This window comes from Dorea sp. AM58-8, from assembly GCF_003464045.1.
GTDB lineage: Bacteria > Bacillota > Clostridia > Lachnospirales > Lachnospiraceae > Claveliimonas > Claveliimonas ammoniilytica.
The window spans coordinates 172,873-187,242 of the sequence record NZ_QSDM01000002.1; the positions used below are offsets into that span (position 1 = coordinate 172,873).

Genomic DNA, 14,370 nt, shown 5'->3' on the forward strand with positions numbered 1-14,370 from the left:
GCGTGGGAAAGAGAAAAATCACATGCAACAACAACTCATGCAAACATCACACTAATGGAGGATGCGACACCTGCATAACACTTGACGGTTCGGGAAAGTGCAAATCGTTTGAAAAAGGTTTTGCATATTACTTTCACATTGTATGGGATGCACTGGACAATAAAAATTTCATTGACATGGTCGAGATTCGCATGAATCCGGATTTGAAAACGGGATTGTTTTATGTGATGGAGTGCTACGATTTGGGATTCAGTGAGATGGAATGGGGAACGTGCCGGATGGTCATGCTCAAGGACGGGAAAGAGGGAAAACCTCTGAAATACGAGGAAATCATTGAGCGTGAGATGAACATGGAAAAGTTTTCAAAGCATCTTGAAAATTTCAACAATGGAATAATGCCACAGATGCAGCAGGAGCAGGAGCAGGACGCAGCAGGGCAGCAGGACAAGGAGGAAAAAGAGTTCGGGTGGTTGTCTCCGACAGGAGTTTTCACTGAATCACCGTTCGGAACTCATGAGGAATCAGCAGAACAAATCTGTGAGGAAAAAGGGTTCACGGAGGAATATTGGAACTGGGTGAAAGAAAATAGAGGCAATGAAATTAACCATCTCATGAGAGATTTTCTATCAGAGGTAAAGGGATATTGCTTGATTCACAATCCATCCGGATATACCGGATATATAGTGACAAACATGAAAAATCTGACAAAGCAACAGAAAGAGTTTTTATACGGTTATTTCATGGATATGGGAGACCGATTCAAAGCGGAACAATTCGTTGATTTTGATTAGAGAGGAGATTTGAACATGAGCGGTTTTTGCAGATGGTACGGAAAAGACATGGAGGATGTGACGGAACACGAACAGGAACAGTGCGAGGAGAACGGTCAAGACTGTCGTGAATGTCCGGATTTAGCAATAAAGGAACAGGAGGCAGCAGGACATGAACAATACAATACAGATTCTTGAATTATTCGGGGGAATTGGTTCGCCTCGATGTGCCTTGAGAAATTTGAACATCCCAACAAAAGCAATCGACTATGTGGAGATCAATGAAAAAGCAGTCCGGTCATACAATTCGATGTTCCGTGAGGAATTAGAATATAAAACACAGACGGTCGTCGGATGGAATCTGAAACCGGATATTTTGATTCATGGTTCGCCTTGTCAAGACATGAGCATCGCAGGACATCAAGGGAAAGCGACAGGAGACGGAAGAATCAACAGAGGGAAAGGTTCAGACGAGGGGAGCGGAACACGTTCCTCTCTCATGTGGGAGACAATACATATCATTGAGAATATGGGAGAATGGCGACCTCGCTATGTGATATGGGAAAACGTGAAGAATGTGAAATCAAAGTACATGAGACAGAATTTCGACAGATACATGGTCGAGATGGAAAAACTGGGGTACACGAATAATTATGCGGTTTTAGATGCAAGAGAGTTCGGATTGCCACAAGCGAGAGAAAGAGTGTTCACGATTTCTGTTCTGAACGGTGAAAAATTTGAGTTCGATGACCTCATAAGGACACCGATGCGAAACCTGCAAGAGTTCCTTGAGGATGACGTTCCGGACATCTACGATGTGACACAACCGTCTGTCCTTGCATGTATCGGAGAAAAAGGAATCCGGAGAGCGACGGTCATCAAAGATTGTGCATATACAATCACAACAAGGCAAGACCGGACACCTGCACAGGTCATCGACCGAGGAGATGGACGGTATCGGTATTTGACAGAGCGTGAGTGTTGGAGATTGATGGGATATTCAGACGAGGATTTTGACAGGGCGAAAGCAGTTCAAGAAAGAAACGGGAAATACTACAAGGCTTTATATGACCAAGCAGGGAACAGCATCGCAGTTCCGATATTTGAGAGCATATTCAGAAAGATAATTTTGCAGGAGGTCGCATGAGAGCGACAGAAAGAGAGGATTGAACATGGGAAACATCATCAACACAGCACCGTGTCGATTCTGCGGACAGATGGTGCAGATTGACAGCGAGGAGAAATTGACACAGCCACAGGCAGAGGAACAGGCGACAATGTCCTGCACCTGCGAACAGGCGGTTGAGTATCAGAAAGAGAAACAGAGGAAAGAAAAGGCGATGCAGAACGTCGCTGCATTGTTCGGAGAGGCAGCAGCACCGGAAAAGAGATGCAGTGAGGGCATCGTGAATATTCTCAAGGCAGCAGTTGAGGAGATATACACCGGAGGACTGGCAAAGGTCACTCTGAACCTCCGAGGCGGGGTCAAAGCATCTATATCGCAGAATAGCAAAGGCGAGATAAACGTCGAGCGTACAGAGACCAAAAAGCAGAAATTAACAGAATAGGGGAGCGGGTGCGTGTGACCGAAAGAGAGATATGCGGGTCATTCCGGAGAGCAGAGAATCAAAAGCAACAGATTCAGATTTTGACGGAACTGACCTGCAAGAGTAAATATCAGATAATCGGTATATTGCTGCGGAATGGCGAGAAAGTACCGAAAAGCATTGAAAACCAGTTATTCAAGAGACTGGATGCACTCGACGCACAGATTTTCGAGTGTGAAATGGAATACAAAGAAATCGTGACCGCATTGACGGGAGAAAACAGGAGGAAAGAAGATGGCAACAGGATTCAGCGTCATGGACGCACTGAACAAGAACAGCAAGGCAGGAGTTGACGAATCACCGAGAGCGAGATTCCGGACAAAGGACATTTCAATTTTCAAGATGTACCGGAACAAACTCAATTTCTATGATTTGGCAGATATTGAGGAACTTGCAGGAGACATCCTCATGTATGGTCTCAAACAGAATCTTGAGGTCGTATTTGAACCGAATGAGCAGGGCGAATATAGAATCGTGGCAGGTGAGAGACGGTGGCTTGCACTCAAGCACCTTGTCGAGCAGGGATATAAAGATTTTGAGATTGCGACCTGCAAACTGACCACACCGCAGGACGAGGACGAGGAGCAGGTGGAAATCATCATCGCAAACGCATACCGGACAAAGTCTCTCAAGGATGTCATCGAGGAGGAACAGCGTCTCAAAGCGTGTCTTGAGCGTATGAAAACGGATGGAAAGAAAATCAAAGGATATGACCTCCAGTCCGGTCGCCTCCGTGATGTTATCGCATCAATGCTCAAGATGTCAAAGACCAAGATCGCACAGATTGAGAGCGTCAACAACAATCTGATTCCGGAGTTTCGGGAGGAACTCAACAACGAGCGTCTCACATTCTCCGCAGCGTACGAGTTGAGTGGGATGTCTCCGGAGATGCAGCAGGAGGCACTTGCAAAATACAAGGAAAACGGAGAATTGTCCTATACGGAAATCAAGGACATGAAATCACCGCAGAAACCGGAGCAGGAGCAGGATGCAGCAGGGCAGCAGGACACCGTGTCAGATTCAGACACAACAGGGCAGCAGTCATCAGAAAACAGCATGAATCCTCCGGAAGAAAAGAAAGCGGGCGACGATTATGAGACACCGCATCCGGAGGGAATCACATCAATCTGCTATTCCTGCACAGAATACGAGACCTGCAACGTAAAGACCGGAACATGTACCTCATGCGACCAGTACAAGAACCGTGCAGAGGCATACAAGACAGACGAGCAGAGATATAACGAGGAGCAGGATGCAATCGACCGTGAGACGAAAAAGAAACTCCGTGAACAGGCAGAGGAGGAGAAGATGAACAACCTCCCGTCAGACACACAGGAGAACGGTCAGAAAGTGCATCACATTAAACTGGGAGCGACATTTTTTGAGGAGGTTGCATCCGGAGAAAAGACATTTGAACTCCGGAAGAATGACAGAGGCTATAAAAAAGGCGACATCCTTGAGATGATGGAGTTCAAGGACGGAAAGAACACAGGACGCACCGTGAGAGTGCTTGTGACATATATCCTTGAGGAGTTTGCAGGTCTTGAGGACGGATATTGCATCATGGCAACATCACTCATGAAAGAGGATGCTGAATGATGGTGGTGGAATAAGGAGGAAAAGGCAATGGATAACATCAGACGAGGAGAGATATTCTATATCGCACGAGGGGGGGCGACGAACGGGAGTGAACAATTTGCGGACAGACCCGCAGTTGTAGTCAGCAATGACGAAAACAACAAGCACTCCGGAGTGATTGAGGTTGTGTATATGACGACGCAACCGAAAACAGACCTCCCGACACATGTGACCGTCCGCAGTACCGGACGATTATCCACAGTATTGTGTGAACAGGTATCGTCAGTATCGACCGACCGTGTGAATAACTACATCGGGCAGGTATCGGAGCAGGAAATGAAAAACATCGACATCGCTCTCATGATTTCCTTACAGTTGAGCGGTGGAGGAAAGACATCAAAGCAGTACAATGAGACGATTCAGAAACAGCAGGAGGAAATTGAATACTATCGCAACAAAATTCAAGCGATGCAGCAGTCGTTAGAAGAAAAGAAAACCGAAAAGCCACAGGAGGCAGCAGGAGAGACATCGGAGATTGTTGTGAGGCTTGAGACCGAGCGTGACACATTCAAGGCACTATATGAGCAGTTATTTGAGAGGCTGCTGACTATGGGAGGAACAGGAAATTGAAAAAAGGGCAATTAAAAGCATTATTCATTGAGGCAAAGGGAACAGGTCAGAAATACATCGGTGTGATGATTCAGACAGAGGGCAGCAGTGAGCCGGAGGTCATCATCAATCCGAAAGAGAATTTCAATGCAAAATTCGACTATTACATGGCAGCGTATGACGATGATTTGATTCTGATTGCAGCAAAAGGGAAAAAGGACATCAGAATCACGGGAGCAGCAGCGGGAGCATCGTTCGAGGACATCCAGTCACAACTCATTGATGAAAAAGCGTCATCCGGATGGAAAGAACAGATTGCGGATGCGGTGGACAGGGTTGTCGATAAGATGCTGAAAGAAACTCCTCCGGAAACGGAGGAGGAGAGACAGAACTGCGAGACCATGAGAGAGACAATCAAAGGAATGTTCCTCACGCAGAGACGTTCAAAGACAGAGGCAGCGTTCATCACCGAGAATATTGACAGATATGAGGAATTGTTTGAAATCTGCATGAATGGAGATGATGCACAGTTCAAAAAGGGCATCACGGAATTGCAGAAAGCACAGAATGAGTATGTTTTGCAGAAAGAGAGGGAAAACGGATGAACAAGGTCATTTTGATGGGTCGTCTCACGAGAGACCCGAATGTCAGATATTCACCGAGAAATAATTCACAGGAGGAAATGGCAATCGCACGATATACACTTGCGGTTGACCGCAGAGGAGCAAAAGACGGGCAGCAGTCAGCGGATTTCATTTCCTGCGTTGCGTTTGGACGAGATGGAGAGTTCGCAGAAAAATATCTCAAGCAGGGAACGAAAGTGGTTGTCACTGGACGGATTCAGACGGGGTCATATACGAACAGAGACGGTCAAAAGGTCTATACCACGGACGTGATTGTCGAGGAACAGGAATTTGCAGAGAGTAAGAAAGCAGCAGGGCAGCAGGACGGGAACAACGGAGGGTATTCGGACGCAGGTGACGGTTTTATGAATATTCCGGACGGAATCGACGAAGAACTCCCTTTCAATTAGGTGCGGAGGAGGATGGAGACATGGGATTCGTGGAAAAGGTGAAAAACGTCATTTCAAAACTGCGGGCAGCGGGAAAGACAGAGAAAGAGGTGTCTGAAATCATCGAACAGGCAGCAGAGGCAGCAACGGTCTTGAAAAAGACGGAATCTCCGGAGCATCCGGAGAAAATCAAGGCAGCAGGAGGAGAAAACCTGCAAGATGCTCTTTTGAAAGTGGGAATCAGTGCAAAAGAGGCATTGACCGCATTTGAGAGCATATACAGACTGAGGAGGCAGGAAAAGTCGAATAATTGGAGGAAATATCATGGCTTGCCTCTGAAAAGGTCAAAAGGAGGAAAACGACGTGGAGACAGAAAAAGAAATGACAGCAATTCAGAAAACACAGGTATATCTTGAGAATTATCGGGAAATAGAGCGATATATCAAGGATGCAATTTCGGAAGTATCACAGATTGACGATGTATCAAGATATAACATTTCGGCAGAGAAAGCGTTCCTCCAGTCCATCAGAGAGTGCAAGGCAGAGACGGTCATTCTGTTCGAGCACATGAAAAAGGCTCTTGCATCGCTGAAAGAGGATGCAGAGGCAGCAGGTGAGGGGTACAAGTACGACGCACTTGAGGCAGTATATATCAAGGGCAAGTCATACGAGGATATTGTGAGGGAGACAGGATGCGGAAAGAACTCACCGAAAAAGTGGTGCAGATCAATGACAGAACGTCTCTCAATCAAATTATTCGGTGCAAAAGCAATCGAAAATGACAAAATCGGAGTGAAATGAGAGTGAAAACGGGGTGAAATGAGGGTGATTTCGGGGGTAAAAAGTGGGTGAACAAAAGCAAATATAAACGTGCTAATATGATAACGTGAACAGTTGAGTGAGCGATTGCAGAGATGCAGTCGCTTTTTTCTTGCCTGTTTGCCCTCCTGTTATATGCGGGCAGCAGGACACTATCATGTGCGATGTATGCCCGCCTCTTGAAAGACATGAGAGGCAGCAGGAGACCGATGGACAGAGAGGAGTGAGCAGTGTGTTATTGAAAGCATGTAAGGGATGCGGTCGCCTTATCCCACAGGCATTGACCATGTGCGAGCAGTGCGAGGCAAGGCAGCAGTCAAGGCATGTGACATATAACAATACACGCAGAGACCCACGAGCAGCAGAGTTCTATCTGTCAAAGGAATGGCGGGAGTTGAGACCTGTCATCATGAGTGTGTATGAATATGTGGATATATATGCTCTGTATGTTGAGCACCAGTTGATAACACTGAAAGATTCAGACCCCATCCACCACATCATAGAACTTGAGGAGGACTGGGAGCAGAGGTTGAACCCATTGAACTTGATACCCTTGAGCCATCGGACACACAACACAATCACAGCACTATATAAACAGAGCAATGCAAGCATGAAAGCAACACAGACACAGTTGAGGTCGCTGATTGATTACCATTTCAAAGAGGCAGGGGGATATGAAAAAGTTTTATGTGACCGTTTCTTAGTCGCACCCCCTCTTTTCTTTGGAGAAAACTCCCCACGAGAAAATCAAGACACAGGGGAGTGACGAAAAGGTGTCAGAATGTGACACGAAACTCGTGAACACTGGACGGAAAGGGGGTTGATGCTGCATGGCAGGACAGAGACAACCGACCGATTTGGTGGTCATGAAAGGGAAAAAACACCTCACAAAAGCAGAGATTGAGGCGAGAAAAAATGCAGAGGTGGTCGCCCCAAACGACAAAGTCAAGCCTCCGGCATATTTGACACCGGAACAAAAGAAGAAATTCCGGAAATTGTCAAAAGAACTGCTTGCAATCAAACTCATTGCGAACGTGGATTGTGATGCACTGGCGAGATTACTGATTGCACAAGACCAATACATCGAGATAACGGACAAAATCAGAGAAACTCCGTTGATGGTCGATGTTCCGGTCTATGAGATGCGAGAGAATCCGGACACAGGAGAACAGGAACGTGTACAGGTCGGAACACGGGAGGTTGTGAACGGTGAGAGGGAGCGTCTCATGATTATACAAGACCGCTGCATGAAACAATGTCGGCAGGGGGCATCGGATTTCGGAATGACGGTCAGCAGTCGGTGTCGGTTGGTAGTTCCGAAAGCAAAGGAAACAAAACCGGAGAACAAATTCGCCAAGTATGCGAGTTCATAAATGGCAGCAGGGGCAACAGTGACCGACCGTTGCACACAATACGCTCTTGATGTCGTTGCAGGTGTCATCGTTGCAGGTGAATATGTCAAACTGGCATGTCAAAGGCATCTTGACGACCTTGAAAAAGCAAAAGCAGCACCATACAGATTCTATTTCGACGTTGAAAAGTCCGAGGAAATCATCAATTTTGCGGAAGAATTAACGATCGCAGAGGGTGACGAACAGGAGAATGTGACAGCGTACCCGTTCCAGTGTTTCATTTTGGGGTCATTGAACGGGTGGAGGACGAAAGAAAAGGGTCACAGACGGTTCAGAACGTCCTATGTGCAGTTAGGCAGACAGAACGGAAAATCGTTCATCAACGGAATTTTAGCGTGTTACTATGGCAATTTTGACGGGTACAAATACGGAAAAATCTTTTGTACTGCGACAAAACAAGACCAAGCGAACATTGTTTTTGATGAAATTGTAAAATTCATCAATTCCGACGAGGATTTGTCGGAGTGGTTCAAGGTGCATGAGCATAATCACACGATAGATTGTCTCTGTACACATTCGGAAATCAAGGCATTATCCGGAGATACCAAGTCACTGGACGGACACCGTGCATATTTGGGAATCGTTGACGAATACCACGCTCACAAGACAAATCAGATGTACAAACTGCTTGAGGGAGGTATCAAGAAATTAAAATCCGCACTGATCTCCGTCATAACGACAGCGGGGTTCGATTTGAAATCGCCTTGCTACAAGTTATATGAGTATTGCTGCAATCTGCTGAAAGGTGTGTTTGAGAACGACAGTCAGTTCGTGTATATAGCACAGTTGGACACAGCGGATGACCTATACAAAAAGGAGAACTGGATAAAAGCAAACCCGATTCTCGAATATGACGAGGATGCACTGGAGAATCTCGTTCCGATTGCGAACACTGCCCGTGATATGGGCGGGGAAGATTTGCGAGATTTCCTCGTTAAGCAGTTAAACATGTGGATGCAGTGGTCAAACGCACTGTACATCAAGGACATTAAAGACTGGAAACGATGTGCAGCATTGCGAACGCTCAAGGATTTCAGAGGCTCAAAATGTTATGTCGGAGTTGACCTGTCGTCCGGAGGCGACTTGACATCCATCGCAATCGTCATCCCGTACATGGTTGACGGTGTGAAAAAGTATTTTGTGCATACTCACTCATTCATACCTGCGAGCAGAGTGGACGAGCATATCAAGACGGACAAAGTTCCGTATGATGTATGGATTTCAAAAGGTCTCGTGACAGTCACGGAGACACTGGGAGGAATAAAGACAGATTACAAGTACATCATCAAGTACCTTGAGGATTTAATCAAACAGAATGATTTGAAACCTCAACTTGTGTGTTATGACCCACACAACGCATCTGCGTTCCTGTCAGACCTTGAGGCACTGGGATTCGATTCTGTGGCAATTACACAGACAGCAAAGGAACTCAATGACGCAACAGTTGATTTCAGACTGGAGATAAAAGCAGGAAACGTCGTGATTGAGGGAACAGAAGTCGGAAAAGGCAAGGTTGTTCCGTTCGATGAACTGCTGACGTGGTCGATTGCAAACGCAAAGACTATCTCGAACAGTTACGGTGAAATCAAAATCGACAAGGCACTCGACGAGGACAGAATCGACCCGATTGACGCAATCATCGACGCATGGAAAGCAGCAATGAAAGAGGAGTACAAGCCGGACACAAATGAGGTTGTGAATGAATGGCTTGAAATGTATGAGAAATACATGGGGAAAGGCGGTGAGAAAGAATGAACCCATTTAGAAAAATAGCAAACAGTTTGATGAACTGGTGGAAAGGTGAAACTGCACCGGAGGTCAGTGATTCAACGGAACTGACAGGCGGGGTGATGACGCTCAACTCACCGTCATTCCTTGAGAGCATGGGTTTAAGCAGGAGGAGAAAGACAACATCAGAGGTGACATATTTCACATGTCTCAAGATGCTGTCGGAAACTCTTGCGAAAATGCCTATCAAATATTATCAGAGAACGGACAAAGGAATCATTGAGGCAGAACAGACGGACACGTCGAGACTGCTGACCAAGAGACCGAACCCGTTCATGACACCGACGGTATTTTGGAACACAGTGGAAATCAACCGCAATCACTACGGGAACGCTTATGTGTACATGAGAAAGAAATTCATCCGGAAGAAATACGGAGGAGAGGTCAAAATTCTTGACCTGTGGGTGATGCAGTCGAATTGTGTTCAGATTGTTGTGGATGATGCAGGCATATTCGCAGGAAAAGGACGCTTGTGGTATGTCTACACAGACCCGACATCCGGAAGTCAGTATGTATTTGACACGAGTGAGGTCATGCACTTCAAAACATCATTCAGTTTTGACGGTGTGACAGGTTTACCAGTTCAGCAGATTCTCCGTGACACGATTTCCGGAGCATCAGCGTCACAGAGATATATGAACAGCCTATATGAGAGCGGACTGACAGCAAAAGCGACGCTTGAATATACGGGAGAGTTGAATGATAAAGCGAAAGAGGCACTTGTGAAGTCGTTCGAGGATTTTGGCAGCGGAGCGAGGAACACAGGGAAAATCATTCCCGTACCGTTAGGGATGAAACTGACACCACTCGACATCAAATTGTCAGATTCACAGTTCTTTGAATTGAAAAAATACACTGCATTGCAGATCGCAGCAGCGTTCGGTGTGAAACCGAATCAAATCAACGACTATTCAAAGTCGTCCTATGCAAACAGTGAGCTGCAGCAGTTGTCTTTTTACGTTGATACAGAACTGTTCGTCATCAAGCAGTATGAGGAAGAAATCAACTATAAAATGCTGACGGACGAGGAACAGGATGACGGTTTTTATTACAAATACAATGAAAAAGTTCTTTTCCGGACAGATTCAAAGACACAAATGGAATACCTGAAAAACGGTGTCAGTGGCTCAATCATGAAACCGAATGAGGCACGACGCAAACTTGACCTCCCCGATGGAGAGGGTGGCGACACTTTACTTGCAAATGGCAGCATCGTTCCGCTGACAATGGCAGGAGCAGCATATCAGAAAGGTCAAATCGAGCAAGAGGAGACCGAAAAACCGGAGCAACCGGAGGAAGAAACAGAGCCGGACACAGAGCAGCCGGACACAACAGGACAACCGGACGAAACCGACGAGGCAGAGGACGAGGAAGAACAGGAGGGAGGTGAATAATCATGGCAAAGAAAAGACGTTTTGATTTCACAAAAAAGAATAAACGCAGCGGAAAAGTTGAAAATGTCGGCTATTTGGATTTGGAACAGGACGAGGAACAGAGCAGATGTTCCTTGTATTTCTACGGTGACATTGTATCAGCAACATGGGAATCCATGTGGTTCGAGGAGGACAGATGCCCGCAGGACATCGCAGATTTCCTCAACCAGTTGGATGGGTATGAGGACATCGACATCTATTTCAATTCCGGTGGCGGTGATGTATTCGCAGGACTGGCAATCTATAACCAGTTGAAACGATACTCCGGACACAAAGTCGGATATGTTGATGGAATGGCTGCGTCAATCGCATCTGTCATCATGTTCGCATGTGATGAACTGCATTTTGCGACAGGAGCACAGGCGATGATTCACAAGCCTTTATGTATGGCATGGGGCAACGCAGACGATTTCAAAGAGGTCATCAAACAACTTGATTTATGCGAGGATTCAATTCTCGACGTTTACGAGGAACACTTGAAAGAGGGTGTGACGAGAGACAAAATCAAGTCTTTCATGGCGAAAGAAAAGTGGTTCAGCGGTGCAGAACTGGCAGAGTATTTCGACGTTTTGATTGATGAAAAGGCAGCAGTCGCAGCGTGTGCATCAGATTATTTTGAAAAATACAACCATGTTCCGGAGAGCATCAAAGGAACAGCCACAAAGGACATTGTCGATGCGGTGCTTGCGGAACTGGAGAACAGGAACAATGCAGCAGCAGAGGCAGAGAAACAGAGAATCGAGGCAGAAAAGCAGGATATTCTTGCAGACCTCGACATGTATGGAATTTAAGAAAGAGAGGACATGATTCATGAACAAGGAAATGCAGAAACTGTTGAAAGCAATCAACGACAAAAAGAATGAGGTCAAGAGCCTTGTGAACGATGGAAAACTCGACAAGGCAAAGGCAGCAAAAGAGGAACTCAAAGAGTTACAGGAAAAGTTTGACCTCCTGTTCGATTTGGACGAGGAGGAACATGAGGAGATCGAGGACAAGGTGGCGACGGGAACAGCAAAGACCATCGGGGCAAAAGCAGACAAGAAAAACCTCGTGAAAGCGTTCGTCAATATCGTCAAATGCGGATTCTTAAAGAGAGAACCGGACGAGGGAGATGTCAAGGTGTACAAGGATGCGTTAAGCACAGACACCACAAAGGGAGACGATGATGAAATGGGAATCGGTGTCACCGTTCCGGAGGACATCAGAACAGACATCATCGAGTTAAGACGTTCAGAGGATAATCTGGAGCAGTATGTCAATGTGGAGGGAGTGACCACAAAGAGCGGTTCTCGAAACATTGAGGTCGATGCAGATTCCACTCCGTTCGACAATGTGGACGAGGAGGCGGATTTCCCCGACATGGATGAGCCGAAGTTCAAAAAGATTGTGTATGCAATCAAGAAAAAAGGTGGCATCTTAAAAATCACCGCAGAACTGTTTGAGGACACCGCAGCCAATGTCATGGCATACATCAACAAATGGATTGCCAAGAAAACAAAGGCGACAAGAAATGCGATGATTCTCAAGGTTGCGGACGAGATGACAAAGGGAAAAGAGGTTGTGATTTCCACAATCGACAGCCTCAAGGACGTGTTCAACGTGGGTCTCGACCCTGCTATCACAACCGGAGCAATGGTCATCGCAAATCAGAACGGGTACAACTACCTCGACAAGTTAAAGGATAAGGATGGAAAGTACATTTTGCAGCCGAATCCTACACAGCCGACACAGATGATGTTGTTCGGTAAATATCCGATTGTCAAGGTGTCAAACAGGACTGTGAAATCTGAACCAGTGTACTCACCTGCGTTCACAATCTCCGGTAGCAAATTAGCAATCGACGGAACAACCACAGCAATCGACGCATCAGCAACGTCCGACGTAACAGCATGGAAAGTCGTGAAAGGAAAGTATGTTGTAACTTGCAAAGGACAGGAGCAGGAAACGACAGTCGATGCAAAGGTGTCCGCATACAAGCATCCTGTGTATATGGGCGACTTAAAAGAGGCTATCACATTATTTGACAGAAATGTCATCACAATCGACATGAACGACAAGGCAGCAGGTTTGTGGGAGAAAGACATGACCGGAATCAAGGTTCGTGACCGTTTCGACGTGCAGCCTGTTGATGATGGAGCAATCATCAAAGGCAACATCACGGAAGTTGTGCAGGGATAAGAAATGCAGCAGGGCGGGAACACCCGCCCTGTGATTGAAAGCAGGTGAATGAAATGACGGACGAGGAAAAGAAAGAGTATAGAGACAAACTGGTTGAGGACTGCATGAAATACAATCACATCGACTATGACGACGACAAGGACATTGTCGAGACTATGGTTGAGGCGATTGCATCAGAGGAATTGATGGAACTGATTCCGAATTTCGACCCATACAATTTGACCGCCCGTCAGAGATTGCTTGTATATTCTTTCGTCAAGGAATTGTATGACCACAGGGAGAAGTATCAGAACGGTACACAGCAACTCACAAATGCGGTCTCAACCATGCTACTCAATGAAAAGTATGGAGGGAGCAGTGAATGACCGGACGGGTGAAAATAATCAGAGTGACCACAGAAATCAAGGAGGGCAGGAAAGAACCGACCACAGAGGTGTTTTATGAGTGTTGGTGCGATGTTCAGAGTTTGGGAACAAATGAGAAATACACAGCACTGCAAGCAGGTCTTGAGAACACCATTGTTTTCAAGGTTCGGAATTGCAAGCGGATGAAAGAGGTCAGAAAGAAAATGAAAGAGTTCTATGCAGAGTATGACGGAACACGATTCGACATCTATGACGCATCACCGATGTTCACAGATAACGGATGGGTGCTTGTGAAATGTCGTGCGGTTGCATAGGTGTCACATTCTGACACGGAGGTGAGGACATGAAAATTGACATTGAGTTCAAAGGACTGGAGGAACTGGTAAAAGCGTTTGAAAGTGCTGCATCGGATGAAGATATTGCACAGGTGAATAAAACGATCGCTGAAAAAGGAGAACCAGTTGTACAGAGAATCATGTCCGGAAAAATCCCAAAGTCAAAGGACATCAAAAAAAGTGGGCGAGGGTTCGGTTCAAAATCATCAGTGTCCGCACATGCAGCAGATGAAATCCCTATCGGGAAAGTAAAGGTGAACGGTACGGGAGCGACAGCAGATGTCGGATGGGAAAAGAACACACAGGACGAGGGCGGTCATTTCTACGTCCGTTTTATTAACTGGGGAACGATTTACAGACCGCCACAAGAGTTCATATATGCAACAGGCAGGGAGGCAGATGCAGAACTGCAAAAGATAGCAGAACAGGAATATCAAGCGTATTTAGACAGGACAGTGGGGTGA

The 14,370-nt window shown here is 46.2% G+C and carries 20 protein-coding genes; all 20 read left to right on the plus strand.

All coding sequences use genetic code 11. The features are described 5' to 3' along the window. Positions 1–2: 2 nt before the first annotated feature. Entirely contained in the window at positions 3–791 is a 789-nt protein-coding gene (locus DXA18_RS02560; RefSeq protein ID WP_081337313.1) for a hypothetical protein, read from the plus strand. A gap of 15 nt (positions 792–806) precedes the next feature. Continuing rightward, positions 807–968, plus strand: a complete 162-nt coding sequence (locus DXA18_RS15595; RefSeq protein WP_158567077.1) for a hypothetical protein — start codon at positions 807–809, stop codon at positions 966–968. Further along, positions 943–1,917, plus strand: coding sequence for a DNA cytosine methyltransferase (locus tag DXA18_RS02565; RefSeq protein WP_118382544.1), 975 nt, complete (start codon positions 943–945; stop codon positions 1,915–1,917). Before DXA18_RS15595 ends, DXA18_RS02565 begins: the two co-directional genes overlap by 26 nt. Before the next feature lie 25 nt (positions 1,918–1,942). Then, a complete protein-coding gene (locus DXA18_RS02570) occupies positions 1,943–2,338 on the plus strand; it encodes a hypothetical protein (RefSeq protein WP_227056826.1) in 396 nt (131 codons plus the stop codon). Between the two features lie 14 nt (positions 2,339–2,352). Then, on the plus strand, positions 2,353–2,670 hold the full coding sequence (locus DXA18_RS02575) for a hypothetical protein (RefSeq protein WP_243007000.1): 318 nt from the start codon (positions 2,353–2,355) through the stop codon (positions 2,668–2,670). Continuing rightward, on the plus strand, positions 2,612–3,976 hold the full coding sequence (locus tag DXA18_RS02580; protein WP_118382546.1) for a ParB/RepB/Spo0J family partition protein: 1,365 nt from the start codon (positions 2,612–2,614) through the stop codon (positions 3,974–3,976). Before DXA18_RS02575 ends, DXA18_RS02580 begins: the two co-directional genes overlap by 59 nt. A 27-nt stretch (positions 3,977–4,003) precedes the next feature. Beyond that, positions 4,004–4,585, plus strand: a complete 582-nt coding sequence (locus DXA18_RS02585; protein ID WP_118382547.1) for a type II toxin-antitoxin system PemK/MazF family toxin — start codon at positions 4,004–4,006, stop codon at positions 4,583–4,585. Continuing rightward, positions 4,582–5,169, plus strand: coding sequence for a hypothetical protein (locus tag DXA18_RS02590; RefSeq protein ID WP_118382548.1), 588 nt, complete (start codon positions 4,582–4,584; stop codon positions 5,167–5,169). Before DXA18_RS02585 ends, DXA18_RS02590 begins: the two co-directional genes overlap by 4 nt. Then, entirely contained in the window at positions 5,166–5,597 is a 432-nt protein-coding gene (locus DXA18_RS02595) for a single-stranded DNA-binding protein (RefSeq protein ID WP_003506157.1), read from the plus strand. Before DXA18_RS02590 ends, DXA18_RS02595 begins: the two co-directional genes overlap by 4 nt. 20 nt (positions 5,598–5,617) lie before the next feature. Beyond that, positions 5,618–5,992: a hypothetical protein gene (locus tag DXA18_RS02600; RefSeq protein WP_069424299.1), complete on the plus strand. Its 375-nt coding sequence runs from the start codon at positions 5,618–5,620 to the stop codon at positions 5,990–5,992. Then, entirely contained in the window at positions 5,940–6,377 is a 438-nt protein-coding gene (locus DXA18_RS02605; RefSeq protein ID WP_003506159.1) for a hypothetical protein, read from the plus strand. The genes DXA18_RS02600 and DXA18_RS02605 overlap by 53 nt, the downstream gene beginning before the upstream one ends. 250 nt (positions 6,378–6,627) lie before the next feature. Continuing rightward, positions 6,628–7,161, plus strand: a complete 534-nt coding sequence (locus DXA18_RS02610; RefSeq protein ID WP_243007001.1) for a hypothetical protein — start codon at positions 6,628–6,630, stop codon at positions 7,159–7,161. A gap of 64 nt (positions 7,162–7,225) precedes the next feature. After that, complete coding sequence (locus DXA18_RS02615) at positions 7,226–7,768, plus strand: phage terminase small subunit P27 family (protein WP_003506163.1); 543 nt, start codon at positions 7,226–7,228, stop codon at positions 7,766–7,768. Next, positions 7,769–9,562 carry a terminase large subunit gene (locus DXA18_RS02620; RefSeq protein WP_118382549.1) on the plus strand — a complete coding sequence of 598 codons (1,794 nt, stop codon included), beginning with the start codon at positions 7,769–7,771 and terminating at the stop codon, positions 9,560–9,562. It begins immediately after the preceding gene. Next, complete coding sequence (locus tag DXA18_RS02625) at positions 9,559–10,989, plus strand: phage portal protein (protein ID WP_055062305.1); 1,431 nt, start codon at positions 9,559–9,561, stop codon at positions 10,987–10,989. The genes DXA18_RS02620 and DXA18_RS02625 overlap by 4 nt, the downstream gene beginning before the upstream one ends. 2 nt (positions 10,990–10,991) lie before the next feature. Further along, a complete protein-coding gene (locus DXA18_RS02630) occupies positions 10,992–11,819 on the plus strand; it encodes a head maturation protease, ClpP-related (RefSeq protein WP_003506170.1) in 828 nt (275 codons plus the stop codon). Between the two features lie 19 nt (positions 11,820–11,838). Continuing rightward, entirely contained in the window at positions 11,839–13,206 is a 1,368-nt protein-coding gene (locus DXA18_RS02635; protein ID WP_100932005.1) for a phage major capsid protein, read from the plus strand. 53 nt (positions 13,207–13,259) lie between these two features. Continuing rightward, positions 13,260–13,571, plus strand: coding sequence for a head-tail connector protein (locus DXA18_RS02640; protein WP_003506174.1), 312 nt, complete (start codon positions 13,260–13,262; stop codon positions 13,569–13,571). Then, the gene (locus DXA18_RS02645) at positions 13,568–13,885 is read left to right on the plus strand and encodes a phage head closure protein (protein WP_003506176.1); all 318 of its coding nucleotides are present in this window, start codon (positions 13,568–13,570) and stop codon (positions 13,883–13,885) included. The genes DXA18_RS02640 and DXA18_RS02645 overlap by 4 nt, the downstream gene beginning before the upstream one ends. Positions 13,886–13,914: 29 nt before the next feature. Then, positions 13,915–14,370, plus strand: a complete 456-nt coding sequence (locus tag DXA18_RS02650; RefSeq protein WP_118382550.1) for an HK97-gp10 family putative phage morphogenesis protein — start codon at positions 13,915–13,917, stop codon at positions 14,368–14,370.

Bases quoted from the DNA above. Each gene is read 5' to 3' on its own strand.
- DXA18_RS15595 (WP_158567077.1), top strand. From the start codon at position 807: ATGAGCGGTTTTTGCAGATGGTACGGAAAAGACATGGAGGATGTGACG.
- DXA18_RS02565 (WP_118382544.1), top strand. From the start codon at position 943: ATGAACAATACAATACAGATTCTTGAATTATTCGGGGGAATTGGTTCG.
- DXA18_RS02570 (WP_227056826.1), top strand. From the start codon at position 1,943: ATGGGAAACATCATCAACACAGCACCGTGTCGATTCTGCGGACAGATG.
- DXA18_RS02580 (WP_118382546.1), top strand. From the start codon at position 2,612: ATGGCAACAGGATTCAGCGTCATGGACGCACTGAACAAGAACAGCAAG.
- DXA18_RS02585 (WP_118382547.1), top strand. From the start codon at position 4,004: ATGGATAACATCAGACGAGGAGAGATATTCTATATCGCACGAGGGGGG.
- DXA18_RS02595 (WP_003506157.1), top strand. From the start codon at position 5,166: ATGAACAAGGTCATTTTGATGGGTCGTCTCACGAGAGACCCGAATGTC.
- DXA18_RS02600 (WP_069424299.1), top strand. From the start codon at position 5,618: ATGGGATTCGTGGAAAAGGTGAAAAACGTCATTTCAAAACTGCGGGCA.
- DXA18_RS02615 (WP_003506163.1), top strand. From the start codon at position 7,226: ATGGCAGGACAGAGACAACCGACCGATTTGGTGGTCATGAAAGGGAAA.
- DXA18_RS02620 (WP_118382549.1), top strand. From the start codon at position 7,769: ATGGCAGCAGGGGCAACAGTGACCGACCGTTGCACACAATACGCTCTT.
- DXA18_RS02625 (WP_055062305.1), top strand. From the start codon at position 9,559: ATGAACCCATTTAGAAAAATAGCAAACAGTTTGATGAACTGGTGGAAA.
- DXA18_RS02630 (WP_003506170.1), top strand. From the start codon at position 10,992: ATGGCAAAGAAAAGACGTTTTGATTTCACAAAAAAGAATAAACGCAGC.
- DXA18_RS02635 (WP_100932005.1), top strand. From the start codon at position 11,839: ATGAACAAGGAAATGCAGAAACTGTTGAAAGCAATCAACGACAAAAAG.
- DXA18_RS02640 (WP_003506174.1), top strand. From the start codon at position 13,260: ATGACGGACGAGGAAAAGAAAGAGTATAGAGACAAACTGGTTGAGGAC.
- DXA18_RS02645 (WP_003506176.1), top strand. From the start codon at position 13,568: ATGACCGGACGGGTGAAAATAATCAGAGTGACCACAGAAATCAAGGAG.
- DXA18_RS02650 (WP_118382550.1), top strand. From the start codon at position 13,915: ATGAAAATTGACATTGAGTTCAAAGGACTGGAGGAACTGGTAAAAGCG.